Genomic DNA, 24,238 nt, shown 5'->3' on the forward strand with positions numbered 1-24,238 from the left:
TCGCAACACGTCGGCGCGCCTCCCCAATACAGCGCGGACCGGCCATACCGTTCTGGTTGCGCGGAACTACTTGACATAACTCTAAGCCTGAGGTTGAGGTTGAGGGTTTGCAGAGTGACATCAGGGAGCCGCGTCCAGCCCGATCCCCACCAGGGAGGAAAGACGAGACGATGACCCCCCCGCATAACTACCTCGCCGTAATCAAGGTCGTTGGCATCGGTGGCGGCGGTGTCAACGCCGTCAACCGCATGATCGAGCAGGGACTCAAGGGTGTGGAGTTCATCGCGATCAACACCGACGCCCAGGCGCTGTTGATGAGCGACGCCGACGTCAAGCTCGACGTCGGCCGCGACTCCACCCGGGGTCTCGGCGCCGGCGCCGACCCGGAGGTCGGCCGCAAGGCTGCCGAGGACGCCAAGGACGAGATCGAAGAGCTGCTGCGCGGCGCCGACATGGTGTTCGTGACCGCAGGTGAGGGCGGCGGCACCGGCACCGGTGGCGCGCCGGTGGTGGCCACCATCGCCCGCAAGCTCGGCGCGCTGACCGTCGGCGTGGTGACCCGGCCGTTCTCCTTCGAGGGCAAGCGCCGCTCCAACCAGGCTGAGGCCGGTATCACCGCGCTGCGCGAGAGCTGCGACACCCTGATCGTCATCCCGAACGACCGTCTGCTGCAGATGGGCGACGCCAACGTCTCGCTGATGGACGCCTTCCGCAGCGCCGACGAGGTGCTGCTCAACGGTGTGCAGGGCATCACCGACCTGATCACCACGCCCGGCCTGATCAACGTCGACTTCGCCGACGTCAAGGGCATCATGAGCGGTGCGGGCACCGCGCTGATGGGCATCGGCTCGGCCCGCGGTGACGGCCGCGCGCTCAAGGCCGCTGAGATCGCCATCAACTCCCCGCTGCTGGAAGCCTCGATGGAAGGCGCCCAGGGTGTGCTGATGTCCATCGCGGGCGGCAGCGATCTGGGGCTGTTCGAGATCAACGAAGCCGCCTCGCTGGTCCAGGACGCCGCCCACGCCGAGGCGAACATCATCTTCGGCACGGTCATCGACGACTCGCTCGGCGACGAGGTCCGGGTCACGGTCATCGCCGCCGGTTTCGACGCCGCGGGTCCTAGCCGCAAGCCGGTGGTGGGTTCAGGCCCGGCCATCGCGCCGGGAGCGGCGGGCAAGCTCAGCTCCTCGCTGTTCGACCCGATCGACGCCGTCAGCGTGCCGGTGCACACCAACGGCGCCACGGTCAGCATCGGTGGTGACGACGGCGGCATCTCCGATGACGACGTCGACGTGCCGCCCTTCATGCGGCACTGACCGCCGTCCGTCACGCGCCCGGATACTGGGTTCTGTGACTGTTCGCATCCGTCGGGTGACCACGACCCGGGCCGGCGGAGTCTCCAAGCCGCCCTTCGACACCTTCAACCTCGGTGACCACGTCGGCGACGATCCGGCTGCGGTCGCGGCCAACCGGGCCCGGCTGGCGAAGGCCATCGGGCTTGCCGATGACCACGTGATCTGGATGAACCAGGTGCACAGCGCTCACGTCGAACTGGTCACCGAACCGCGCACCGACGCGCTGCCCGACACCGACGCTCTGGTGACGACCACGCCGGGGCTGGCGCTGGCCGTCGTGACCGCCGACTGCGTGCCAGTACTGCTGGCCGACGCCCGTGCCGGCGTCGTGGCCGGGGCCCATGCCGGCCGCGTCGGGGCGGCCAACGGCGTCGTGCTGCGCACCCTGGAGGCGATGCTGGCCGCCGGTGCCCGTACCGAGGACATCTCGGTGCTGCTCGGGCCCTCGGTCAGCGGGGCCAACTATGAGGTGCCCGAGGAGATGGCCGCCGACGTCGAAGCGAAGCTCCCCGGCAGCCGGACCAGGACGGCGCGGGGGACGGCCGGACTGGACCTGCGCGCCGGTATCGCCCGCCAACTTCAGGGCGCCGGTGTCAAGGCGATCGATATCGACCCGCGCTGCACCGTGGCCGACCCGAATCTGTTCAGCCATCGCCGTGGCGCCCCGACGGGCCGGCTGGCCTGTCTGGTGTGGATGGAATGAGCGACCGCGAATCGGATCTGGCCGCGGCGCTGAGCGGGCTGCGGGACCGGCTGGCCGCCGCCGCGCAGGCCGCCGGGCGCGACGTGGCCGATGTCGAACTGCTGCCGATCACCAAGTTCTTCCCGGCCACCGACGTGGCCATCCTGTGGCGGCTGGGGTGCCGCAGCTTCGGTGAGTCCCGCGACCAGGAGGCCTCGACCAAGGTCGCCGAGCTGCAGGCGTTGACCGGAGCCGACGACGCACACTGGCACATGGTCGGACAGATTCAAAGCAACAAGGCCAAACACATTGCGCGATGGGCGGATACGGTCCATTCGCTGAGTACGGCCAAGGTTGCGGCCGCACTGGACCGCGGCGCGCTACAGGCCATCGACGAGGGTCTGCGTACCGGACCGGTGAAGGTCTTCGTGCAGATCAGCCTGGACGGTGACACCGAACGCGGCGGCGTGGACGTCGGCGACCCGGCCGCCGTCGACGCGATCTGCGACCAGGTGGCCCGCGCACCCGGGCTGGCATTGATCGGCCTGATGGCAGTCCCGCCGCTGGGCGCCGACCCGGACACGGCCTTCGCCGCGCTGGCCGATGAGCACCGCCGCGTGCTGCGCAACCATCCCGAGGCCACCGAACTGTCCGCGGGGATGTCCGGTGACCTGGAAGTCGCGGTGCGACACGGTTCAACGTGTGTGCGTGTCGGTACAGCGCTTCTGGGACAACGTCCTCTAACGTCTCCCTGAGTAGTCACTCCAGTCACATCTTCATCACAGACACCGAACTTCACGCTCTAGAAGGGTCCAGCGATGAGCACTCTCCACAAGGTCAAGGCCTACTTCGGGATGGCCCCGATGGACGATTACGACGACGAGTACTACGACGACGAAGACCGCGGCGCCGGCCGCGGCTACCCGCGTCGCGGTGAGCGGTTCGCCGAGGACTCCTACGAGCGGGGCGGCCGCTACGACGACCGCGATCCGCGCGGTGCCCGCGAGTACGACGATCCGCGTGGCGATTACGACGCCCCGCCCACCGGCGGGTTCCGCTACGCCGAGGAGCCGCGGTTCCGCCCGCGCGAGTTCGACGACATGCCGCGGCCTTCGCGGTTCGGTTCCCTGCGCGGATCCACCCGCGGCGCCCTGGCGATGGACCCTCGCCGGATGGCCGAACTGTTCGAGGCGGGCAGCCCGCTGTCCAAGATCACCACGCTGCGTCCCAAGGACTACAGCGAGGCCCGCACCATCGGTGAGCGGTTCCGCGACGGCCAGCCGGTGATCATGGACCTGGTCTCGATGGACAACGCCGACGCCAAGCGGCTGGTGGACTTTGCCGCCGGCCTGGCCTTCGCCCTGCGCGGATCCTTCGACAAGGTCGCCACCAAGGTCTTCCTGCTGTCCCCGGCTGACGTCGACGTCACCGCCGAGGAGCGGCGCCGCATCGCCGAAGCGGGCTTCTACAGCTATCAGTGACTCAGCCGACACCCGGCGCCGCCGGTCTACTAGGTAGGCTGGCGGCGTCGCGCTGGAGTCATCCCAGCGATGTCGGCAATGTCACATCCGCTGCTGAGTAAGGACCGGCTTTAGTTGGCGCTGTTCTTCGAAATCCTGGGCTTCGCGCTGTTCATCTTCTGGCTGCTGCTCATCGCCCGGGTCGTCGTCGAGTTCATCCGTTCGTTCGCCAGGGATTGGCACCCGCGCGGTCTCACCGTGGTGGTCCTCGAGGCGATCATGACGGTCACCGATCCTCCGGTGAAGCTCCTGCGCCGGTTGATCCCGCAGTTGACGATCGGGGCCGTCCGCTTCGACCTGTCGATCATGGTGTTGCTGCTGGTGGCCTTCATCGGCATGCAACTGGCCTTCAACGCGGCGGCCGCGGCGGCCTGATCCGGCCGGGGAAGATACTGCACCCGAGGCAAAAATCCGGTGAGGCGCGCCGTGGCGCAGGGGAGTGAAAGTTTGAAATTCGCTCTTAATTATTGGTCTCGCGCGCAACCGGCGGTTCTGGTGTGACAGGATGGACGCCAGTTACAGTACGGAACGATGAACGTGACATGCGTTCTTCTACACTTTGACATCGGTTCGACCGTCCAGACTCGAGGGGGCAGACAATGCCACTTACACCGGCCGACGTGCACAATGTGGCGTTCAGCAAGCCACCCATCGGCAAGCGCGGCTACAACGAGGACGAGGTCGACGCCTTTCTCGACCTGGTGGAGAACGAGCTGACCCGCCTGATCGAAGAGAACTCCGACCTGCGGCAGCGGGTCAGCGAGCTCGATCAGGAGCTGGCTGCGGCCCGGGCCGGCGGCGGCGGACCGCAGCCCACCCAGGCGATCCCGCTCTACCAGCCCGAGCCGGAACCGGAGCCCGCTCCGGCCCCCGTCCCGCAGCCGGCGCCCGCGCCGTCGCCGTCGGTCAGCGAGGAGCAGGCCATCAAGGCGGCCCGCGTGCTGAGCCTGGCCCAGGACACCGCCGACCGGCTGACCGGTACCGCCAAGGCCGAGGCCGACAAGCTGCTCGCCGATGCCCGCGCCAACGCCGACCAGATCCTGTCGGAGGCCCGGCACACCGCCGAGACCACCGTCGCTGATGCCAAGCAGCGCTCCGAAGCGATGCTGGCCGACGCCCAGACCCGGTCGGAGACGCAGCTGCGGCAGGCCCAGGAGAAGGCCGACGCCCTGCAGGCCGACGCCGAGCGCAAGCACTCCGAGATCATGGGCACCATCAACCAGCAGCGGACCGTCCTGGAGGGCCGGCTCGAGCAGCTGCGCACCTTCGAGCGCGAGTACCGCACCCGCCTCAAGACCTACCTCGAATCGCAGCTCGAAGAGCTGGGCCAGCGCGGCTCGGCCGCCCCGGTCGACTCCGGTGCTGCCACCGACGGCGGTGGGTTCAACCAGTTCAACCGGGGCAACAACTAAGGTTCCGTCGGGCCGGTCCGTCGGGCTGTGCCGTCCGCGGGTCCGCGTCCACCGAAGAATCTGGCTGCCGGAGGTTGACCGATGCTGATCGTTGCGCTGGTACTGGCGGTGATCGGCCTCGCCGCCCTGGTCACCGCAGTCGTCACCAGTAATGAACTGGTTGCCTGGGTGTGCATCGCGGCCAGCGTGCTCGGGGTGATCCTGCTGATCGTCGATGCGATCCGCGAACGCTCGCAGAAGGAGCCGGCTGTCCCGGCCGAACCTGAACCCGCCGACGAGCCGGCGATCGCCTACTCCGACGAGGACGTCGTCGAGTCGACGTACTCCACGTTCGACGCCGACTACCCGGCCGATGACCTGACCGAAGAGGACCACCCCGACGAGGTGGTATCCGAGGATCCCGAGTCCGATCTGCCCAGCGACGACGAGCCCGACCTGCCGGAACCGGCCGAGGAGGCAGCCGTCCATCCGGTGGACGAGGCGGACAGCACCGAGGAATCGGACGAGACCGCCGATGAGACCCCCGATGAGACCGCCGGCGAGGCCGACGACGTGGCGGAGAACACCGAACGCCGCTGACGGCACGGCCCATCCGGGCCACCCTTGGCTCCGAATGCTCATCGTGGGAATTGAATACGCGAGCATCGTCGACCATCCGCTCGACGAGGTGTTCGCCTGGCACACCCGTCCCGGCGCCATGCGCAGATTGGTTCCGCCCTGGCAGCCGATGCGGGTGGTCGCCGAGACCAACTCGCTGGCCGACGGCGTGGCCATCCTCGGACTCCCGGCCGGGCTGCGCTGGATCGCCCGCCACGATCCGGCCGGCTACGATCCGCCCCACCAGTTCGTCGATGTGCTGTCCTCCGACGGCCTGATGACCCTGCCGCCGCGGATCATCGGATGGTGGCGGCACACCCACCGCTATAGCGACGCTGGCGATGGCACCACCCGCGTGCATGACATCGTCGACACCACGGTGCCGGGCGCGGCGCTGCGGTCCACCTTCGCCTATCGGCACCGCCAGCTCGCCGACGATCTCGCCGCGCACCGCGATGCCGCGCAGGCCGGTGCGGGCAGCCTGGTGATCGCGATGACCGGATCCTCCGGCCTGGTCGGCACGGCGCTGGCCGCCTTCCTGTCCACCGGCGGCCACCGGGTCATTCGGCTGGTTCGGCGTGACCCGGCCAACGCCGACGAACGACGTTGGGACCCAAGCGATCCCGCGCCTGATCTCTTCGACGGAGTGGATGCCGTCGTCCATCTGGCGGGTGAGTCGATCGCCGGTCGCTTCACCGACAAGCACCGGGCCGCCATCCGCGACTCGCGCATCGAACCCACCCGCAAGCTCGCCGAACGTGCCGCCGCATCGGGCCCCGGTCTGCGGGCCTTCGTCAGCGCGTCGGCCATCGGCATCTACGGCTACGACCGCGGCGACGCGCTGTTGTGCGAGGACAGCGCCCGCGGCGACGGCTTCCTGGCCGACGTGGTCGCCGACTGGGAGGCCGCCACCGCGCCGGCCGCCGACGCCGGATTGCGAACGGTGCTGGTGCGCACCGGCATCGTGCAGGCCGCAGCCGGTGGCACGCTGCGCCTGATGCGTCCGCTGTTCGCCGCCGGGCTCGGCGGCCGGCTGGGCAGCGGCAGGCAGTGGCTGTCCTGGGTCGGCATCGACGACCTGCTCGACGTGTACTACCGCGCCCTGTGGGACGACCGGTTGTCCGGTCCGGTCAACGCCGTCGGCCCCAACCCCGTGCGCAACAGCGAGTACACCGCCGCGCTGGCCACGACGCTGCACCGGCCGGCCCTGCTGCCGGTGCCGTCGATCGGGCCGCGGGTGCTGCTCGGCGAGCAGGGCGCGCGTGAGCTGGCCGAGGCCGACCAGCGGGTGCTACCCACCAAGCTGCAGGCGCTCGGGCACCGGTTCCGCCACCAGACCGTCGACGACGCGCTGGCCCACCAACTCGGGCACGACCCCGCACCCGGGGTGCTGTAACTAGGGTGCGGCGGCGGCCCACGAGTGCAGCGGGCGCAGCAGCGAACTCTTCTTGTACTCGTGGCCGGCCATCCGGCCCAGGATGTCATCCAGCGCGATCACCGCATCGGTGATGTAGGGCCCCTTGTTGAGCATCACGCACTCGGCGCGTTCGGCCATCGCGGCGTCACTGATCTCGGCGCGTGACGGCAGCCCGGTTTTGGCCAGCTGTTCGAGTACCTGGGTTGCCCAGATCACCGGCAGGTGCGCCGCCTCGCACAGGCACAGCGTCTCCTCCTGCACCTCGGCCATCCGTTCGTAGCCGCATTCGACCGCCAGATCCCCGCGCGCGATCATCACCCCGACCTTCGGACGCCGCATCGCGATGAGCATCAGCTGCGGCAGATGTTCGAAGGCCCGCCGGGTTTCGATCTTGAGCACCACCCCCAGGTCGGCGTCGCCGAGCCGGGCGAGTTCGTCGAACAGGCGGATCACGTCAGCGGGTTCCCGGACGAACGAGAACTGGACGACGTCGGCGATGGCGACCACCGTCGGGAGGTCGGCGAGGTCCTTGTCGGTCAGCGCCGACACGGTCAGGTCGGTGTCGGGCACGTTGATGCCCCGGCCCGCATGCAGTTTCACCGTTCGGTGCACCGGGTGCTCGATCCGGACATCGGCCCGGTCGGGGGCAATGGCCACCACCCGGCCGCCGATCTTGCCGTCGTCGAAGAAGATTCGCTCGCCGGTCTCCACACTGTCGAATACCTCCGGCAGCGTGCAGCCGATCCGCGGCGGATCGTCGTCGGCTGGCACCGGCGCGCAGTCGCGGGTCAGGCGCAGCACGTCACCAGCCGTGAGCGCGATGCTCTCGTCGACCACCGGCAGTGCTCCGACCGCGGTGGTGTCGTGGGTGGGATGCGACGCCGTCAGCACCGTCCCGGTTTCCAGGTACGTCGTCTTCTCCGTGGTCACCACCACGCCGCCGGGAGCGGCGGCCCCCACCAGCAGCCGCCGCTTGGAGCCGCGGCTGTCCTGCAGCAGCACCTCTTCCCCCTCGACCCGCCTGCTCAGCCACGCCGGGTCCACCGGGACCGTGGTCAGCCCCGGTTCGGGTGCCCGCGCCGGGCGCTGACTGGAGGTCAGCCAGCCCCGTGCGGCGGCCACCACCTGCCCACGGACGTTGCGGCTGGGATGCAGTCGCACCACCTGCGGACCGTCTTGAAGCGGGCCGGTCCGCAGCTTCGGCCCGGCGAGGTCCATCGCGATCAGACATGTCCGGCCGGCACCGGCCGCGGCAGCCCGGACGTTGGCGGCCATGGCTTTCCAGTCGGCGGCGTCATCGTGGGCGCAGTTGATCCGCGCGATCCGCATCCCGGCGTCGATCAGGGCACGCACCAGGGCGATGTCGGCGGCCGCTTCCGACGGCAGGGTGACCATGATCCGGGCGGCACGGTCCTGCGCGCCCGGCCCCAGCAGGGCGTCGGCATTACGGCCGAGCAGGCTCGCCCCCTGCGCGGGGGTGACGGTGACGTCGGTGCGCGGCTGCCACCCGCGGCCCCGCATCGCCGCGATGGCGGCCGACACTGCCGTCAATGTGGCCTGCACGTGGGCTTCGCTGCGCCCCAATGACGAGAGGCCCAGTGCCGCCAGGCGGCTCTGCAGGTCGCGCAGGTCGCACTGCCGCAGTGCCCAGTAGTGCACCAGATTGATTGCACTGCATCGGTTTTCGGGTTCCACCGGATCGGTCCAGGGGCGCCAGCGGGCTTGGGCATCGGCCAACTGCTCCAACACGGCGTCGACATCGCGCGCAAGGGCGTCCAGCTGATCTGTTTCGGCAGACATGATCCGGACGCTAGTGAGGTCAGGTTGCAATCCGGTGAACGATAGGGGTGATGTGACTTTAGGCCCTCACCGGTAGCCCGAATGACCCACGCGCCGGGCCGTCTACGTGCGCAACGATGGCGGCATGGCAGCCAGCGATGCCGTCGTCCTCGACGGCGCGGGTTTGCACCGACTCGTCGACGAACTGCGCGGGCGGGGCTACACGGTGGTCGGTCCGACACTGCGCGACAACGCGATCGTGCTCGCGGAGCTGACGAGTGCCGATGATCTGCCCCGCGGCTGGGGCGTCGACGTCGCGCCGGGCAGCTATCAACTGCGCCGCCGCACCGATTCCGCGGCGTTCGGGCACTCTTCGGGACCACAGTCCTGGAAGCAATTCCTGCACCCGCCCCGCCAGAAGGTGTGGGGGTGCAGCGCCGAGGGTCTCGACGCGGCAGACGAACCCGAGCCCAAGTACGCCTTCCTCGGGGTGCACGGCTGCGACCTGGCCGGTATCGGCGTGCTCGACCGGGTGCTGTCCGGCGGCACCCACCCCGACGGGTCCTATGTCGGCAGGCGCAGGCAGGTGTTCGTGGTCGCGGTCAACTGCACCGAGCCCGGCCGGCTGTGTTTCTGCGCCTCGATGGACACCGGGCCGGCCTGCCGCTCCGGCTACGACCTGGCCCTGACCGAACGCCTCGACGGCCCGGAACCCACCTATGTGGTCGAGACCGGCAGCGCGGCAGGCGTCGACGTCCTTTCCGCTGTGCCGCATCGGCCCGCGCAGCCCGCCGAATCCGCCGCTGCGGCCGAGGAGGTCCGCGCCGCGGCCGACCTGATGAGCCGCCGCATGCCGGAGGTCGACCTGCGTCAACTGCTGATCGACTCGCGCGAATCCCCGCACTGGGAGGATGTCGCCAGTCGCTGCCTGACCTGCGGCAACTGCACCATGGTCTGCCCAACATGCTTCTGCACCAGCACAACTGAGGTCACCGACCTCACCGGCGAGCACGCTGAACGGTGGATGGAGTGGGCGTCGTGTTTCGAGCTGGACTTCACCTTCGTCCACGAAGGTCCGGTGCGCCAGTCCGGCCCGTCGCGCTACCGGCATTGGCTCACCCACAAGCTGTCCAGCTGGCACGACCAGTTCGGCACGTCGGGCTGTGTCGGCTGCGGCCGGTGTATTGCGTGGTGCCCCACCGGGATCGACATCACCGAGGAGATGGCGACGTTCGCCCGGCTGGCCGGGGAGGACGGCGATGAGTGAGGCCGTGACGCGCGGGTGGGCGACGGAGTCCTCAGCGATGGCGCCGACGCCCTACCGGGTGCGCTCCAAGGTGGTCGAGAACGCCGACTCGGTGACGCTGTGCCTCGAGCCGATGGCCACCGAGCTGTCAGCCCCGCAGCCGGGGGAGTTCATGATGCTGTACGCCTTCGGCGTCGGTGAGGTGGCCATCTCGGTCAGCGGTGACCCGTCGCTGTCCGATGGCACCATCACCCACACCATCCGTTCCGTCGGCGCGGTGAGCGCTGCACTGTGTGCGGCCGAACCGGGCAGCACCCTCGGCGTCCGGGGGCCGTTCGGCACCAGCTGGGGTCTGGACGAGGCGGCCGGGCGTGACCTGGTGATCGTTGCCGGGGGTGTCGGCCTGGCCCCGCTGCGGCCCGTCGTTCTCGGGGCGCTGGCACATCGGGATCGTTACGGCCGGGTGATCCTCATCGCCGGTGCCCGCGCGCAGCGCGACTTCCTCTACACCGAGGAAATCCAACGCTGGCAACAGGATTCACGACTCGAGGTGCACCTGACCGTGGACGTGCCGATCCAGGGCTGGCCCGGTGAGACGGGGTTCGTCACCGAACCGCTGCGGCGGCTCGCGCTGGACCCCACCCGGGTCACCGCGTTCCTGTGCGGTCCCGAACCGATGATGCGTTTCGGCGCCCAGGCGCTGCTGGACAAGGGTGTCGCCGACACCGACATCCGGGTATCGCTGGAACGGAACATGCAGTGCGGCATCGGCTGGTGCGGGCACTGTCAGCTCGGACCGTTGCTGGTGTGCCGCGACGGGCCGGTGGTCGGCTACGACGTGGCGCGCCCGCTGCTGGAAGTCAAGGAGCTCTGAGATGCCCAGCCTGGCCGTGTGGAAGTTCGCCTCCTGCGACGGATGTCAGCTCACCCTGCTCGACTGCGAAGACGAGCTGCTGACGCTGGCCGAGCAGGTGCAGATCAAGACGTTCGCCGAGGCGTCGAGCGCCGTCGTCGGCGGTCCCTACGACGTCTCCCTGGTCGAAGGATCGGTCACCACCGCGTCCGATGAGCGCCGGATCCGCGAAATCCGCGAGCAGTCCGGCATTCTCGTGGCGATCGGAGCGTGTGCCACCGCAGGCGGTGTGCAGGCGCTGCGCAACTTCGCCGACGTCACCGAGTTCACCTCCGTGGTGTATGCCCGGCCCGACTACATCAGCACGCTGGCCACCTCGACCCCCGCCTCGGCGCACGTCACGGTGGACTACGAGCTGCGCGGCTGCCCGATCGACCGGCGCCAGCTGCTCGACACCCTGGCCGCGCTGCTGGTCGGGCGCAAACCCCGGCTGCCCGCCGCGACGGTGTGCACCGAGTGCAAACGCGCCGGGGTGACCTGCGTGACGGTAGCCGACGGGATCGCCTGCCTGGGCCCGGTCACCCACGCCGGCTGTGGCGCGCTGTGCCCACGCCATCACCGCGGCTGCTACGGGTGTTTCGGGCCGATGGCCACCCCGAACATGCCCGCCCTGATCCCGCTGCTCCATCGCGACGGCATGTCCGGCCCGGATGTCGACCGGGTGTTCGCGACGTTCAACGTCACTCAGTTCACCGCGGAGCGCGACGCCCATGACTGAATCCCGGACCATCCGTGTCGGTGCGCTCACCCGGGTCGAGGGCGAAGGCGCGCTGAACGTCGAACTGCGCAATGGGGTGCCCGAGCGCGTCGAACTCAACATCTATGAGCCGCCGCGGTTCTTCGAGGCTTTCCTGCGCGGCCGGGCCCACACCGAGCCGCCCGACCTGACCGCGCGGATCTGCGGCATCTGCCCGGTGGCCTACCAGATCAGCGCCTGCAACGCTCTCGAGGACGCCTGCGGGGTCACGCTCGATCCCCAGGTGGTGGCGCTGCGCCGGCTGCTGTACTGCGGGGAGTGGATCCACAGCCACGCCCTGCACATGTACATGCTGCACGCGCCGGACTTCCTCGGGGAGCCCGACATCATCGCCGTCGCCAAGAACCACCGGGCCGCCGTCGAACGCGGTCTGGCGCTGAAGAAGGCCGGCAACCGGTTGATGGAACTGGTCGGCGGCCGCTCGATCCACCCGATCAACGTGCGCCTCGGCGGGTTCTACTCCGTGCCCACCAAGGCCGATCTGGCGCCGATGGCCGAACTCCTGCGCACGGCACTGGACGACGCATTGGCCACGGTGATCTGGGTGGCCGGCTTCGACTTTCCCGACCTGACCGTGGAGCACGAACTGCTCGCACTGACCGGGCCGAAGTATGCCATCGAGGACGGCGTGATCGCCCGCAGCGCCGGTGCGCCGTTCGCGATCGCCGAGTTCAGTGAGCACGTCCGCGAAACCCAGGTGCCGCACTCGACCGCGTTGCATGCCACGCTGGACGGTGCCCGCCATCTGACCGGGCCGCTGGCCCGCTACTCGCTGAACTCCGGTCTGCTCTCACCGATCGCCCGGCAGGCGGCGAGTGCGGCCGGGCTCGGCGACGAGTGCCGAAACCCGTTCCGCAGCATCGTGGTTCGTGCCGTGGAAACCGTCTATGCGGTGGAGGAGGCGCTGCGGATCATCGCCGACTACGAGCCGCCGGCCCGCCCGTTCGTCGATGTGCCTGCCCGGCCGGGGATCGGGCACGGGGTCAGTGAGGCGCCGCGCGGGCTGCTCTACCACCGCTACGAGATCGGTGCGGACGGGCTGATCACCGCCGCGGTGATCGTGCCACCGACGGCACAGAACCAGGCCGCGATCGAAGACGATCTGGCCAGGGTGGTGCTGGCCGGGGCGGACCTCGATGACGCCACCCTGACGGCGTTGTGCGAGCGGGCCATCCGCAACTACGACCCGTGCATCTCCTGCGCGACGCACTTCCTCACGCTGCGGATCGACCGCCGGTGAGGGTGGTCATCGGTCTGGGCAACGAGCAGCGCCGCGACGACGGTGTCGGCCCGGCCGTGGCCGCCGAGGTGGCCCGTCGCCGGCCAGGGGTCACCGTGCTGACCTGCGCGGTGGAACCGGCCGCCATCATCGACGCCTGGGACGGTGCCGACCTCGCGGTGGTGATCGACGCGGTCGCCGGGCCGGGAACGCAACCCGGCCGGGTCCGGCGCTGCGAGGTCGGCGATCTGGTGTCGCCGGGTGTGCTCACCTCCCACGACCTCGACCTGGCCGCGACCTACGAGTTGGCCGCCGCCCTGGACCGCGCCCCCGCGACGGTGGTGGTCGTCAGCCTCGACGTGGCCGATGTCGGCTACGGAGCCGGTTTGAGTCCTGTTGTGGCCGAGGCTGTTCCGCACGCCGCCGCAATGGTGTGCGCGGAACTCGACGTGCTAGCGGCTGACACCGAGCAGCAGCGCTGAGGCGGCCGCTCCGGTGCGGTCAGCCGGATGCAGGCGGGCCTGATGGGCATAGTTCACCTGCCAGCCGGCGCCGAGGATGTCGTCGAGGGCGGGGGTGGCGGCCGCCGGGAGAATGTGGGTGTCGATGATGAGGTGGAACCGGGAAACGCCCTGGGGGGAGGATGTCGCGACTTCACGCAGCGGCGGTGGCAGCGCCCCGTCGTAGCCGAGGTACCAGCTGATCTCGGCCACCGTGAAGCTCACCGTCGCCCTCTCGTTGCCGCCGGCATAGCTGCATTCCAGGCTGACGGCGGTCGGGGACAGGTCCAGCACGATGATCGTCGGGCGGTCGGCGGTGCGGGATACCAGGATCACCGCCTCGTCACCGCCCGGATCGAGGAGATCGCCGAAGAATCGGCCGGGCTCGCGCAGGGCGATCGCCTCACCGTCGGGTCCGCCGGATGTGCCCGGCAGCCACTTTTCGGCCATCCGATCGCCGTCCCAGCCGCAGCGCAGCGAGGTGGTAGTCATGGCAAGACCGTACCGACCAGAATAGTCATTTGGTCAGTTAGTGATCTAGATCACGCCGAGTGGGCGGTTGGGGCGTCGGCGACGGTGTCCAGAAACCCTCGCACCAGCCGGCGCAGCCGTCGCGCGGCGTCGTCCCCATGGGTGCTGGTGTGGGCGCGCAGGTCGTCGTGACTGAGGCCGAGCCGCTCGACGTCGCGGGTGCCGTGGTAGTCGTCATTGATCCACAGCTCCAGCAGGCCCTGGTCGAGTTCGGGATGGAACTGCAGCCCCATCGCCCGGCCCTTGACGAAAGCCTGTGAGGCGCGGTCGTTTCTGGCGATCTCCACCGCGTCCGGCGGCGGGGTGAACCGGTCGAAGTGCCACTGGAACCACAGCCCTTCGGGCACCAGGTTGTGGTCACTGCTGTGGACGTGGTGCCAGCCGACCTCGGGGGAGTCCGAGCGGGCGACCGAGCCGCCGAGTGCGGCGGCCACCAGCTGACCGCCGAAGCAGACGCCCAGCACGCCCACTCCGGCGTCGACCGCGCGGCGCACGGTGTCGATCTCGTCGGCGATCCAGGGCAGCGTGTCGTCGTAGACCGCCCACCGCGAGCCCAGCGGCACGATCACGTCGTAGCGCGTCGGGTCGGGGAAGCTCACCTCGACGGCGGGGTCGGCCGCTTGATGGGCGGCGACCACCTCGAAGGTATCGACGTCGAACCCGAGTTCGGTGAACGTCTCCCCGAGTTGCGCCTCCGGGGCGATCGGATCGTTGTAGATGAACAGGACCTTGCGCGGCACCCGATTACGGTACGACAGATCGGCGGCGCCGTCAGATGCAGTCCGAGCCGCCGTCCACCACGATCACCGCGCCGTGGGTGTAACTGCTCTGCGCCGTGCACAGAAACGCGATCGTCGGGGCGATCTCGTCGACCCGGCCCATCCGGCCGAACGGGATGTGCGCCATTTCGCTCGCCACGATTTCAGGTGCGGCCTGCATCGGCGCGGTCATCGGGGTGTCGACGGTGCCCGGTGCCACCGCGTTGACGCGGATGCCGTACTTGGCCCACTTGACCGCCAGGTTGCGGGTGACGTTGATGATTCCGGACTTGGCCGCCCCGTAGCCCGGCACCATCGGCACCGAGCGCAGCGCGGACATCGACGCCAGGTTCACCACGCTGGCCCCGCCGGGCAACTGCGAGGCGCGCAGTGCCGTGCGCAGGCCGACCGTCAGCCGGTACGGCCCGGTGAGGTTGACGGCGACCGAGGCGGCAAACCCGTCCGGGGCCGACTCGTCGAGGCCGCCGGGAAAGTTGACGCCGGCGTTGTTGACCAGGATGTCGAGGGACGAAAACGATTGCGCCAGTTCATCGATCGAGGCGTTGTCGGTCAACACCAGCTGCCGGTAGGTCATGCCGGACAGGTCAGTGTCGTAGTCGGCGGCCGAGGCTTTGGTTCCGGTGACGGTGACGGTGGCGCCGGCGTCGCGGAACAGCACGGCCGTGGTGTGGCCGATACCGCTGGTTGCCCCGGTGATGAGCACCGTGGCGCCGGTGAAGTCGAAGGTGACGCTCGCAGTCATGAGTACCTTTCGATCTGTTTGGTCAGCCAGGCGGTTTCCCAGAAGTTGACGCTGCCGGACAGCAGGGCCTCGTGGGCACTTTTGAGGACCGCGCGGGCCTGCGGGTGGTCGGGATCGGTGTCGGTGACGATCTCGGCGAGGTGGATCGCTTCCAGCGGCCGCCCGCCGTCCAGGTGTGCGCGGGCCCGCGCCACCACGGCGTCGGCCCCGGCCAGCTCCACCAGGTCGGCACTGACAGTCTCCGGTCCGACGGGGTAGAGCTCGGTGGTGGAGCGGTGGTGGAACCAGCCGGAGTAGTTCTCCCAGATGGCCCGCACGTCCCACGCCACCTTGCCGTACCCCTGGCCGACCTCCAGGTGGTCGGGCAGCGTGATCTCGCGCATCAGCGTCCGGACGTCCTTGCCGGCGTTCATCCCCGCCACGGTCTGGTCGTGGAGGTACTGGATGGCATCGCGCAGCCGGGTCAGTTCGGCATCGATCAGATCGGCGCCGACGATGGGGTCGAAGTGCCCGGTGAGCAGGATCTCCGGGCGCAGCGCGCGCACCCGTTCGACGGTGTCGATCACGGTCAGCGCATCGCGGTAGCGATCGCCGCGGATGGTCACCAGGTTGGGGATGTGCCCGAAGACCGGGCCGAAGGTGTTGCTGCACAGGCAGACCCGCTCGTCGGGCAGCCACACCACCATCGAGTCGGTGGTCTCTCCGCCCGGGGTGGCGATGAACTCGAAGCGCCGACCGCCCAGTTCCAGGCTGTGCCGGTCGGTGACGACGATATCGGCGGTGGCACTGCTCTGCGGTGGCAGTTTCTTGCCGAACCGGCGCTGAATGCCGGCGATGCCGTCGGCCAGCCGGCCCGAGAAGGCGAAGGCGCTGCGGTTGGCGCGGTAGGGCAGCAGGCGTTCATTGTCATCGCGCCACTGCTCCCAGTTAGCTTGTGCCACAACCTCGGTCTGCGGGTCGCGCAGGGTGTCCAACCCGCCGACATGGTCGTAATGGCCTTGGGTGATCACGATGTAGCGCACCGGGGAGTAGTCGACGGCGTCGAAGTTGGCCCGGTGCACCGGACCCTCGAAACCCATCCCGGTGTTGACGACCACCCGCCCCGCGGAGGTGGTCAGCAGGTAGGTGTTGGTCAGGCCCGGTGAGCACCAGATCCCCGGTGCCACCTCCTGCGCGGATTCGGCCGACGCGGGCGCCATCGCGTCGGCACCCGGGCGGCTGCGGTAAATCGGTTGCACAGGTGGGCCTCTCAGATCTCGGGTCGGACGTCAAAGCGGTTGAAGTAGAAGTCGAACCGGGAGCGCAGCTCCGCCGGATCCACCCCGAAGTGGCCGCGGATGTCGTACGGGATGCGGCCTTTGCCGCCGCGGCGGTTGCTGTCGATGTAGGCCTGGAACCGTGCGGCCACCTTGTCCGGGATGTCCACCCCGGCGCGGGTGTAAAACTGCTCCAGCACCGGCATCTCGTTGCCGTTGAGGTGGTGGAACGAGACGTCGACACTGCGATCGGCGGGCACCAGGTCGCGGTCACGCACACAGGCGCTCAACAGCCGGTGGATCCGGTCCGACCAGTAGTCGACCAACCAATCGGGGTCAATCGCGCTGCGGCGCAACCGGTCCGAGTAGGCCATCATGGTGATCGCGGACTGGATCACCGCCACCGGGTCGCGGTGGGTGAACGCCACTGTCGCGTCCGGGAAGGTCGCCATCAGCGGGCCGAGTTGCTCGGCGTGCTGCGGTGACTTCAGCACCCACGTACGTGGCCCGCGCAGGAATGTCAGCGCCTGCAGCACTTTTCTCATGTAGAGGTAATGGCGGTACTGGTCCAGGCCCAGGTAGTAGTCGCGCCACTGCGGAACCCGGGCATGCCATTCCAGGACGTAGCCGGCCAGGTCGAGGTCGAGCAGTTCGACCTCCTCCTCGATGGCCTCGGGGAACTGGTCGTGCATGGCGGCCACATACGGGGTGCTCGCCATCAACGCATCGTGTTCGGCCTTCGCCCGGGCGAAACGCGGGTCGACACCGAATTGGTCCGGCCCCTGACCGGGGGCCGGGATGGGCTCCTGACTCTCCCAGTAGGGCAGTGCCCGGCGCCGCGGGTCCTGGGCGATCAGGTTGACCAGGTGGGTGGTCCCGGAGCGCGGCATCCCGACGACGATCAGCGGCCGCTCGATCTCGATGTCCTCGATCTCGGGGTAGCGCGTGAGCAGGTCGGTCAGCGACAGTCGGTTGCGCAACAGACGCACGACGCGGGCGCGCAGGGTGCGCCGATTGAGTTGTCGCATCCCGGTGTCGGATTCGATGGCCGCGACATGCGCCGTCAGCCGCTCGCCGAAACCGTCGTCGTCGGCGAGGTCGTGGCAGCCGGCCTGCGCCACGGCCTCGGCCAGCATCCGGTCGACGTCGAACACCACCTCGCGCGCTTCGGTGTAGTCCAGGATCTGCCGCTGCAGGTCGGTGAGGACGGGGGAGGTGAGGTCGTCGAGGTTGAGGGTCTCGGTGGACGACATTCACGCACCCCTTGCTGGTGTCGAATATTCGACGTACTGTTCGGAAATATGACGCTCAACGTAGACACGGCTATTACCCCGCGTCAAGCGTCCTCCCCACCCACCGAGCGGGTGATCGGAATCATGGAGATGCTGGGTGCGGACCCCGGCCGGTCCTTCTCGCTGGCGGAGATCTCCCGCCGCCTCGGGATCAGCCGGGCCACCGGGCACGCGATCATGTCGACGTTGTTCGACCACGACTGGGTCAGCCGCGATCCGCACACCGCCAGGTACGCCTGGGGTCCCGCCATCAGCCGCCTGGCAGGCACCGGGCTGTTCGGGACGGAACTCGAACGGCTGGCCGCGTCGACCGGAACCCAGGTCTATCTGGCGCATCGCGACGGCGACACTCTGGTGATCACCGATGTGGCCGGCGAGAATCGCAACGCGCTGGGCATCGGGAGGGGAACCCGAACCCCGCTGGTTGCGCCCTTCGGTCGCGACTACGTGGCGTGGTCCACGGCGCAGGAGCAGGAGTCGTGGCTGGAAGGTATCGGAGCGCCCAGTGACGCACTGCGCACCCGAATCTCGCTGGTGCTCAATGAAATCCGGCAGCGGGGTTTCGTGGTCGACCGGCTCACCACGGATTACGTGCGGGTGTACAGCGCCGTACAGGCGCTCAGCAGCGGTGGCGAGGTCGACGCGATGACCGCGCAGCTGGCACGGGCCTTCGCCGATCTGAGCGTCATCGACGTGCTGCCCGACGAGTTGGGTGCCGGTGCCACCCACAACGTCGCGACGGTGTCGGCCCCCATCTTCAACGCCGAGGGCGTCGTCACGATGTCGGTCACCGCCGCCCCGTTCACCACATTGGACGCCACAGCCATCGCCCGGCTGGGTGAACAGGTCCGCGTGGCCGCCGCACAGATCGGCCATCCCCAGCGAGAGGACGCCTCAGCATGACTATTGAACAGGCCCGGATCCACGGCCCCGGCCTCGTTGCCGTCGACGAGGTCGAACTCGCCGAGTGCGGCCCCCGCGACGCCATCGTCGACGTCCACGCCTGCGGCATCTGCGGCAGCGACCTGAGTTTCATCGGCATGGGCGGCCTGGCCGGACCCGGTCAGCCGATGGCGCTGGGTCACGAGTTCTCCGGCGTCGTGCGCACTGTCGGCGCCGAGGTGACCGACGTCAGCGTCGGGCAGCGGGTCGTCGTCCATCCGGGTGACGACGAACTGGGCCGGATCGGGGCCGGATCTCCCGAAGGCGGGCTGGCATCCGCCGTACTGGTACGCGAAGCCGTCCGACCCGGGCGGCTGTTCGGCATCCCGGACGGCATCTCGCTGGACGTCGCCGCGCTGGCCGAGCCGCCGTACTGGTACGCGAAGCCGTCCGACCCGGGCGGCTGTTCGGCATCCCGGACGGCATCTCGCTGGACGTCGCCGCGCTGGCCGAGCCGGTGGCCGTCGGCATGCACGCCGCCGAGCGCGTCGACGTCGGGGTCGACGACAAGGTCGCGGTATTCGGTTGCGGGCCAATCGGACTGGCGGCCATCGCCGCGCTGGCCGACCGGGGTCTGACCGATATCGTCGGCATCGATCTGTCGGCGACCCGGCGAGGCCTGGCCGAGCAGGTGGGCGCCGCCGTCACCATCGACCCCGCCGCCCAGAGTGTGTGGCGCGAACTCGGCCGGGTGCACGGCACCACCACGCAGACCTTCGGCAAGGCCCCGGCCACCAAGGGATACATCGAGGCCTCCGGCTCCGACGCGGTGCTGACCGACATCGTGAACCGCGCTGGACGCAAGTCGCACATCAGCGTGGTGGCGTTGCACTACAACCCGGTGCCGGTGAACTTCGTCAATGTCCTGATGCGCGAACTGAGCATCCATGGCTCGATGGAGTATCCGGACCGGTTCAGCGACGCCCTGGATCTCCTGGAACGGCGCGACCTGTCGGCGCTGATCACCGACCGGTTCCCGCTCAGCCGGCTCGATGAGGCGCTGGCGCTCCTGCAGAACAGCAGGGAGTGCGGCAAGGTGCTGATCGAGGTACACGCCGCGCAGTAGCGGCGGGCACCGCTGCCGCCCGACTATCCTGTGGCATAGCACGGCATGGTCTCGGGCAGGTGGGAGATGACGACGTTCTACACCCTGGTAGTCTGGCTGGTGGTCGTCGCGCATTTCGCGTTTCTCGTCTACCTGCCCAGCGGTGGCTTCCTGGCGCTGCGCTGGCGGCGCTCGATCTGGCTGCACGTCCCGGTGGTGCTGTGGGGCATCGGTAGCGTCGCGCTGCACTTCTGGTGCCCGTTGACCGCGCTGGAGCAGTGGGCTCGTCCGCGCGCGGGGATGGCACAGCTGGGTTCGGAGGGCTTCATCGACCACTACATCACCGGGGTGATGTACCCCTCCGGCGGCACGGGTTACGCCCAGGCGGCGGCCTTCACCGCGGTCCTGGTGTCGTGGATCGCCTACGCCGTGACGGCCCGCCGATCAGGCCCAGCCGTCGGCGCGCCAGCACACCCAGTCGATCTCGACCAGGGCGCCCACAGCCAGGCCCGTCGAGCCGACGCAGGTTCGGCTCGGTAGCCGGTCGGGAAACCACGGCGCGTAGGCGGCGTTGAACGCCGCGTAGTCCGACCAGTCGGTCAGGAACGCCCGCACCGACACCACGTCGGCGATCCCGCCGCCGCACAGTTCGGTGACCCGCAGCAGATTCCGCAGCACCTGGTCGGTCTGGGTGGCCACCTGCGAGCCGACCAGCGCACCGGTGGTGTCGGTGGGCATCTGCCCGGTCACATAGAGGGTCTGCCCGGCGGCGGTGGCATGGGAGAACGGGGCCACCGCCGGCGGCACCCCCTGCGCCGGGGTGAACGTGAACGCCTGGATCATGCCGCCGGATTCTGCCACCGCGGGAAGCACCGCTTGTCGATCCGGGCGTGCACACCCTGGCGCTGATCGACCACCTGCGTCACGGTGAAGTCCACCGCCACCGACATGAACGAGTAGGCATCGGCGCGCGACAACCCGAAGTGGCGCACCAACAGGTCCAGCGCCCGCAGCGCCGCAGCCTTCATCGCGGCGTCCAGACTCTCGCCGAATCCGTGCACCAGCAGTTCGGTCGCGGTTTCCAGCACCGGCACGGTGAACGGGAGATCACGCCGAATCGTCAAGCGCAGCAACCCGTTCAGCGATGACTCCAGTGCGGTCCCGCTGACCTCGCCGTCACCCTGCGACACATGCGGGTCACCTGCCGACAACAGCGCGCCGGGAACCTGCACCGGGTAGTACATCCGGCCGCCGGTCCCGATCCGCCAGTTGTCGACGTTGCCGCCGTGATCGCCCGGCGGCACCGACGAGACCCGGACGGGCTCGGCCGGGGCCACGCCCATGGTGCCGAAGTGCGGGCGCAGCGGCACCACGACGCCGGGCAGTGCTGGTTCGCGGCTGCTGTCCGAGGGGGTGACGATGGTGCCCGGGGCGTCGGCCAGCGGTGTGGCCGTCCAGTCGTAGCCGAACAGGGCGCGGCCCAGCAGCGCCTCGGTGTCCAACTCGTAGACCGTCACCCGCTCCACCGGCAACTCGCCGTAGAGGTAACCCCAGTGCGCGGCCAGGTTGGATCCGTAGGGCAGTCGCGGGGTGGCGGCCAGGATGTCGACCTGCAGCACATCGCCGGGGCGCGCCCCGGCGACCGCGATCGGCCCGGTGAGGATGTGCGGGCCGGGGCCGCGGTCGTCGACCTGCTCGAACACCCGGGTGATGCCGTCGTCCATCAGCAGGTCGGGGGCGTCACCGGCGTGATGGGTCAGCGTCTCGATCACCACCAGGTCGCCGGACTCGACGGTGAGCGCGGGGGGGTTGCCGCGGATCGAAGTAACCCCAGTGCACCGTCTGCGGTGTCGCCGGAAGCTGGTGCAGCGTCATAAGCACCGGATCATGCCAGCGGGATGCGCCCGGCGCGCGCTGAGACGACGGCCGCTAGACGGCGTGATAGCGGCGCTCGGGCCGGCCCGCGCCGTACTGCAGTCGCAGACCGACGGCGCCCTCGGCGAGGAAGTGCTCGAGATAGCGCCGTGCGCTGACCCGGGAGATGCCGACCAGGTCGGCGCATTCGGCCGCCGACACCTCCCCGGCGGTGCGGACCGCGTCGAGGACCAGCCGGCCCGTCTCGGCGCCCAGGCCCTTGGGCATCGGCCGGGCCGCGACCGGCGCCGACGCGCGACCGAATACCGAGTCGACGAACGTCTGGTCCACACCGTCGGCCGATCCGAGCGCGTCGGCCCGCGCGGCGTAGGCCTCGAGTTTCGTTCGCAGCTGGTCGAATTCGAACGGTTTGATCAGGTAGTCGGCCGCGCCGCCGGCCACGGACCCGCTGACGGTGTCCAACTCGCGGGCGGCGGTGATCATGATGACGCCCACCGCGTCGCCGTCGGCCCGCAACTGCTGCAGAACCTGAAGTCCGGTCATATCGGGCAGGTAGACGTCGAGCAGGATCAGGTCGGGGCGCAGCTCGCGGGCGGCCTGCAGGGCGGTGGCGCCGGTGTTGGCCACCCCGACGGTGCGGAAACCCTCGATCCGGTCGACGAACCGGCGGTGGATCTCAGCCACCATGAAGTCGTCATCGACGACGAGCACCTCACGCATGGCTCACCGACTCCACCCGCGGCATCCGGGCGGCGAACAGCGCACCGCCACCCGGCGCGTCGTGCACCTCGACCGTGCCGCCGTGCTGGGCGGTGATCAGCCGCACCAGCGCCAGGCCGATCCCGCGCCCACCGGGGACGTCCGGTTTGGACGTCACTCCGCGCGCGAAGATCTCACTCCGAAGCTCCTGCGGCACACCAGGTCCGGAATCGCTGACCTCGATGTCCAGCCCGTCGGCGTCGGTCACGCGCACCGTCACCCGGGCGTGGGCCGACCCCACCGACACGTCGACGGCATTGTCGATGAGGTTGCCCAGCACGGTGATCACATCGGTGGCCAGCGCCGGACTCAGCGGTGCCAGATGGGAGTCGTCGGCAAGGTGTAGTGAAACCCCGCTCTCGGCGGCCAGGGTGGTCTTGGCGATCAGCAGGGCTGCCACCGCGGGGTCCGAGATACGGTGCGTCACAGCGTCACTGATCTCGGCCCGCCGGCGGGTGAGCGTGCCCACCAGTTCGCGCACCGAGTCGTACTCACCCAGCTGGACCAGCCCCGAGATGGTGTGCAATTGGTTGGCGAACTCGTGGGTCTGAGCCCGCAGGGTGTCGGTCACGCTCTTGTGCGAGGAGAGTTGACCCTGCATCGACGCCAGTTCGGTGCTGTCGCGCATCGTGGTCACGGTGCCGATCCGCTGGCCCTGGCTGGTGGCCGCCCGGCGGTTGAGCGCCAGTACCCGGTGGGGCGTGGCGATGACGACATCGTGGCCATCTTCGCGGGACAGCAGGAAGTCGGCGACCGCAGGGTCGATCCCGGCTTCCCTGACCCGGCGGTTCACGGCGTCGGGTCCGATTCCGAGCAATTCCTGCGCGCTGTCGTTGACCACGGTGATCACCCCGTCGGTGTTCACCCCGATCACACCCTCACGAATGCTGTGCAGCAACGCTTCTCGATGTTCGGCCAGGCCGGCGATCTCGGCGACCTCCAAACCGCGGGTGTGCCGCTTGATCCGCCTCGACAGCAGCCACGAGGCGCCCAGGCCCAGCACCGCGCCCAGACCCAGGTACACCAACAGGCGTTCGCCGGCACCGCTGAGCAGCTGCCACGCCGACGGGTACGGCTCGCTGACCGACACCACCGACAGCACCTCACCGGTGGTGGACAGGATGGGCACCTGACCGATCAGGGCGTGCCTGCCGTCGACGTCGCCGTCGCCGAACCACGCCCGGCCCTCAGTGACCAGGCTGGGCCCGAAGCCGACCTGCCGCCCGACGCGGGACGGGTCGGAGGACACCCGCACCACGCCCGCGGGGTCGATGATCTCGGCCAGGCCGGCCCCGGACAGTGCGATCGCGCGATCCACGTCGGGTGCCAGCAGGCGGGCCGCGAACGGGTCGCTATAGCGTTCGCGCACCAGTGGGGTGGAGGCCACGTTCTCGGCGACAGCGATCATCCGTTGGCCGCGGACATCGCGAAACTCCTTGGTGGATTGGGCTACGGACACCGCCGCCACCGCAATCAGCACAACGGCGACGACGAGCAACTGGAACGCCAGGAACTGTCCCGCCAGGCTTCGGCCGCTACGGACCAGCGATGACCACAACGACCAAAACTTCCTTTGCGTCCCAAAGAGTGACCCCCGTCACCCTGTCTACCAGTATTGCT

Annotated in this window: 27 protein-coding genes; 17 read left to right on the top strand and 10 right to left on the bottom strand. The window is 69.3% G+C overall.

Translation table 11 applies throughout. The features are described 5' to 3' along the window. Nucleotides 1-170: 170 nt before the first annotated feature. From ftsZ to BN3385_RS17780, 8 genes are all read left to right on the top strand, one after another. Entirely contained in the window at nt 171-1,316 is a 1,146-nt protein-coding gene (gene ftsZ, locus BN3385_RS17745) for a cell division protein FtsZ (RefSeq protein ID WP_059018593.1), read from the top strand. Nucleotides 1,317-1,350: 34 nt separating this feature from the next. Then, a complete protein-coding gene (gene pgeF / locus BN3385_RS17750) occupies nt 1,351-2,058 on the top strand; it encodes a peptidoglycan editing factor PgeF (protein ID WP_059018595.1) in 708 nt (235 codons plus the stop codon). Continuing rightward, nucleotides 2,055-2,792 carry a YggS family pyridoxal phosphate-dependent enzyme gene (locus BN3385_RS17755; RefSeq protein ID WP_082690529.1) on the top strand — a complete coding sequence of 246 codons (738 nt, stop codon included), beginning with the start codon at nt 2,055-2,057 and terminating at the stop codon, nt 2,790-2,792. Before pgeF ends, BN3385_RS17755 begins: the two co-directional genes overlap by 4 nt. A gap of 63 nt (nt 2,793-2,855) precedes the next feature. Beyond that, complete coding sequence (locus tag BN3385_RS17760; RefSeq protein ID WP_059018599.1) at nt 2,856-3,518, top strand: cell division protein SepF; 663 nt, start codon at nt 2,856-2,858, stop codon at nt 3,516-3,518. A 114-nt stretch (nt 3,519-3,632) separates the two neighbouring features. Next, on the top strand, nt 3,633-3,932 hold the full coding sequence (locus tag BN3385_RS17765) for a YggT family protein (protein ID WP_059018601.1): 300 nt from the start codon (nt 3,633-3,635) through the stop codon (nt 3,930-3,932). 224 nt (nt 3,933-4,156) lie between these two features. Further along, the gene (wag31, locus tag BN3385_RS17770; RefSeq protein WP_059018603.1) at nt 4,157-4,969 is read left to right on the top strand and encodes a DivIVA-like cell division protein Wag31; all 813 of its coding nucleotides are present in this window, start codon (nt 4,157-4,159) and stop codon (nt 4,967-4,969) included. Nucleotides 4,970-5,050: 81 nt separating this feature from the next. Then, nucleotides 5,051-5,548, top strand: coding sequence for a hypothetical protein (locus tag BN3385_RS17775; protein WP_082690530.1), 498 nt, complete (start codon nt 5,051-5,053; stop codon nt 5,546-5,548). Between the two features lie 43 nt (nt 5,549-5,591). Beyond that, the gene (locus tag BN3385_RS17780; protein ID WP_059022095.1) at nt 5,592-6,962 is read left to right on the top strand and encodes a TIGR01777 family oxidoreductase; all 1,371 of its coding nucleotides are present in this window, start codon (nt 5,592-5,594) and stop codon (nt 6,960-6,962) included. On the opposite strand, the gene BN3385_RS17785 is transcribed toward BN3385_RS17780, so the two are convergent. Continuing rightward, nucleotides 6,963-8,783: a pyruvate kinase gene (locus BN3385_RS17785; protein WP_059018604.1), complete on the bottom strand. Its 1,821-nt coding sequence runs from the start codon at nt 8,781-8,783 to the stop codon at nt 6,963-6,965. A 124-nt stretch (nt 8,784-8,907) separates the two neighbouring features. Here BN3385_RS17785 and BN3385_RS17790 point away from each other — a divergent pair, with 124 nt between their 5' ends. From BN3385_RS17790 to BN3385_RS17810, 5 genes are read left to right on the top strand one after another with little or no spacing between them, the layout of a single operon-like run. Beyond that, nucleotides 8,908-10,029, top strand: a complete 1,122-nt coding sequence (locus BN3385_RS17790) for a 4Fe-4S dicluster domain-containing protein (protein WP_059022097.1) — start codon at nt 8,908-8,910, stop codon at nt 10,027-10,029. Next, on the top strand, nt 10,022-10,882 hold the full coding sequence (locus tag BN3385_RS17795; protein WP_059018607.1) for an FAD/NAD(P)-binding protein: 861 nt from the start codon (nt 10,022-10,024) through the stop codon (nt 10,880-10,882). The genes BN3385_RS17790 and BN3385_RS17795 overlap by 8 nt, the downstream gene beginning before the upstream one ends. A gap of 1 nt (nt 10,883) precedes the next feature. After that, a complete protein-coding gene (locus BN3385_RS17800) occupies nt 10,884-11,639 on the top strand; it encodes an NADH-quinone oxidoreductase subunit B family protein (protein WP_059018608.1) in 756 nt (251 codons plus the stop codon). After that, nucleotides 11,632-12,918 carry a Ni/Fe hydrogenase subunit alpha gene (locus BN3385_RS17805; protein ID WP_059018610.1) on the top strand — a complete coding sequence of 429 codons (1,287 nt, stop codon included), beginning with the start codon at nt 11,632-11,634 and terminating at the stop codon, nt 12,916-12,918. The genes BN3385_RS17800 and BN3385_RS17805 overlap by 8 nt, the downstream gene beginning before the upstream one ends. Beyond that, nucleotides 12,915-13,379 (top strand): hydrogenase maturation protease, encoded by a 465-nt coding sequence (locus BN3385_RS17810; protein WP_059018612.1) that lies wholly within the window; start codon nt 12,915-12,917, stop codon nt 13,377-13,379. Before BN3385_RS17805 ends, BN3385_RS17810 begins: the two co-directional genes overlap by 4 nt. Here the strand turns inward: BN3385_RS17810 and BN3385_RS17815 are convergent. Genes BN3385_RS17815 through BN3385_RS17835 form a run of 5 tightly spaced genes read right to left on the bottom strand, consistent with a single transcriptional unit; the run spans nt 13,350 to nt 17,958 of the window. Next, a complete protein-coding gene (locus tag BN3385_RS17815; RefSeq protein WP_059018615.1) occupies nt 13,350-13,889 on the bottom strand; it encodes a hypothetical protein in 540 nt (179 codons plus the stop codon). The genes BN3385_RS17810 and BN3385_RS17815 overlap by 30 nt on opposite strands. A gap of 50 nt (nt 13,890-13,939) precedes the next feature. Beyond that, on the bottom strand, nt 13,940-14,668 hold the full coding sequence (locus BN3385_RS17820) for a type 1 glutamine amidotransferase (protein ID WP_082690531.1): 729 nt from the start codon (nt 14,666-14,668) through the stop codon (nt 13,940-13,942). A 31-nt stretch (nt 14,669-14,699) separates the two neighbouring features. Next, on the bottom strand, nt 14,700-15,449 hold the full coding sequence (locus BN3385_RS17825; RefSeq protein ID WP_059018618.1) for an SDR family NAD(P)-dependent oxidoreductase: 750 nt from the start codon (nt 15,447-15,449) through the stop codon (nt 14,700-14,702). Beyond that, the gene (locus tag BN3385_RS17830) at nt 15,446-16,648 is read right to left on the bottom strand and encodes an alkyl sulfatase dimerization domain-containing protein (RefSeq protein WP_059022099.1); all 1,203 of its coding nucleotides are present in this window, start codon (nt 16,646-16,648) and stop codon (nt 15,446-15,448) included. Before BN3385_RS17830 ends, BN3385_RS17825 begins: the two co-directional genes overlap by 4 nt. A 50-nt stretch (nt 16,649-16,698) precedes the next feature. Next, nucleotides 16,699-17,958 (bottom strand): sulfotransferase family protein, encoded by a 1,260-nt coding sequence (locus tag BN3385_RS17835; protein WP_059018619.1) that lies wholly within the window; start codon nt 17,956-17,958, stop codon nt 16,699-16,701. 48 nt (nt 17,959-18,006) lie between these two features. Between BN3385_RS17835 and BN3385_RS17840 the strand changes: the two genes are divergently transcribed. The 4 genes from BN3385_RS17840 to BN3385_RS17855 are packed head-to-tail and all read left to right on the top strand — an operon-like array spanning nt 18,007 to nt 20,524. Then, nucleotides 18,007-18,900, top strand: a complete 894-nt coding sequence (locus BN3385_RS17840; RefSeq protein WP_059018621.1) for a helix-turn-helix domain-containing protein — start codon at nt 18,007-18,009, stop codon at nt 18,898-18,900. Then, the gene (locus tag BN3385_RS17845) at nt 18,897-19,517 is read left to right on the top strand and encodes an alcohol dehydrogenase catalytic domain-containing protein (protein WP_059018623.1); all 621 of its coding nucleotides are present in this window, start codon (nt 18,897-18,899) and stop codon (nt 19,515-19,517) included. Before BN3385_RS17840 ends, BN3385_RS17845 begins: the two co-directional genes overlap by 4 nt. Beyond that, a complete protein-coding gene (locus BN3385_RS17850; RefSeq protein ID WP_059018625.1) occupies nt 19,409-20,005 on the top strand; it encodes a zinc-binding dehydrogenase in 597 nt (198 codons plus the stop codon). Before BN3385_RS17845 ends, BN3385_RS17850 begins: the two co-directional genes overlap by 109 nt. Before the next feature lie 45 nt (nt 20,006-20,050). Further along, nucleotides 20,051-20,524, top strand: a complete 474-nt coding sequence (locus tag BN3385_RS17855; RefSeq protein WP_502688076.1) for a DUF2784 domain-containing protein — start codon at nt 20,051-20,053, stop codon at nt 20,522-20,524. Here BN3385_RS17855 and BN3385_RS17860 read toward each other — a convergent pair. From BN3385_RS17860 to BN3385_RS17875, 4 genes are all read right to left on the bottom strand, one after another. Next, nucleotides 20,429-20,827 carry a RidA family protein gene (locus tag BN3385_RS17860; RefSeq protein ID WP_059022101.1) on the bottom strand — a complete coding sequence of 133 codons (399 nt, stop codon included), beginning with the start codon at nt 20,825-20,827 and terminating at the stop codon, nt 20,429-20,431. The genes BN3385_RS17855 and BN3385_RS17860 overlap by 96 nt on opposite strands. Beyond that, complete coding sequence (locus tag BN3385_RS17865; protein ID WP_231748757.1) at nt 20,824-21,759, bottom strand: acetamidase/formamidase family protein; 936 nt, start codon at nt 21,757-21,759, stop codon at nt 20,824-20,826. Before BN3385_RS17865 ends, BN3385_RS17860 begins: the two co-directional genes overlap by 4 nt. Nucleotides 21,760-21,913: 154 nt before the next feature. After that, a complete protein-coding gene (locus BN3385_RS17870; RefSeq protein WP_059018627.1) occupies nt 21,914-22,579 on the bottom strand; it encodes a response regulator in 666 nt (221 codons plus the stop codon). Next, nucleotides 22,572-24,176: a sensor histidine kinase gene (locus BN3385_RS17875; RefSeq protein ID WP_059018629.1), complete on the bottom strand. Its 1,605-nt coding sequence runs from the start codon at nt 24,174-24,176 to the stop codon at nt 22,572-22,574. The genes BN3385_RS17870 and BN3385_RS17875 overlap by 8 nt, the downstream gene beginning before the upstream one ends. Nucleotides 24,177-24,238 lie beyond the last annotated feature (62 nt).

The organism is Mycobacterium sp. M26 (assembly GCF_001494595.1).
GTDB lineage: Bacteria > Actinomycetota > Actinomycetes > Mycobacteriales > Mycobacteriaceae > Mycobacterium.